The sequence below is a fragment of the Roseisolibacter sp. H3M3-2 genome (assembly GCF_029211165.1).
Lineage (GTDB): Bacteria > Gemmatimonadota > Gemmatimonadetes > Gemmatimonadales > Gemmatimonadaceae > Roseisolibacter.
On record NZ_JARGEK010000719.1, the window covers coordinates 1 to 883 of the forward strand.

General features: G+C 79.6%; 1 protein-coding gene. It reads right to left on the reverse strand.

The window, feature by feature from the left end; all coding sequences use genetic code 11:
- Positions 1–49: 49 nt before the first annotated feature.
- Positions 50–883, reverse strand: an 834-nt coding sequence (locus PYV61_RS25955) for a hypothetical protein (protein WP_275836784.1), incomplete at its 5' end; no start/stop codon positions are given.

Genomic DNA, 883 nt, shown 5'->3' on the forward strand with positions numbered 1-883 from the left:
GGCGCGCACGCCGCGTGCAGCGCGCCGAGCAGGCGGCGCAGCGCGCGCCTCACGCGAGCCCCCGGCGGCGCCGGTAGGCCCACTCCGCCGCCAGCAGCCCGCCGAGCAGGAGGAACGCCGCCGGCATGTCCCACAGGTCGCGCCGCTCGGGCGTCGTCACGCCGGCGCGCGCGTAGCGCAGCTCCTCCGCGAGCCGCGCGGCGTCGTCGGGCGTGTGGTACGTCCCCCCCGTCTCCTCGGCGAGCCGGCGCAGCAGGTCGGCGCGGTGCCACGCGCCGTAGTACTCCTCGCGCGACGGCGCCGCCTCGACGTACGCCACCGGCGACGCGCGCTCGGCGCGCCCCGGCGCGCGGTGCAGCACGCGCACCTGGTGGATCCCCGCCTCGCGCGGCAGCAGCGACCCGTCGTAGGCCCCGTCGCCGCGCACCTGCCACTCGAGCGGGACCTCCGACTTCGCGCCCGAAGGCGCCGTGACCTCGGCCACCACCGTCGCGCCGTCCACCGCCGCGAACAGCGAGTCGCGCACCGTCGCGTGCAGCGCCACCGCCTCGCCGGGCGCCGGCCGCTCCGCCGCGGCCACCACCTCGAGCGCGCTCGGCACGTCCGCCACCAGCCAGCGCAGCGTCTGCCGCCAGAAGCGCTCGTGCGTCTGGTCCTCGACCGGGACCGCGGCGTGCATCTGCCACAGCCACGAGTCCTGCACCGCCAGCGCCGCCGCGCGCCCGCGCCCGAAGCGCTGCGCCGCCAGCACGACGCGGCGCTCGCCCTCCTTCGTCGTCCCGGCCAGCAGCACCACGGCGCCGGGGCGCACCGCGCGCAGCGCCTTCACCGCCGTCAGCGGCGGCAGCGTCACCCAGCGCGCCGCCGACGCCGCGTCGTCGGC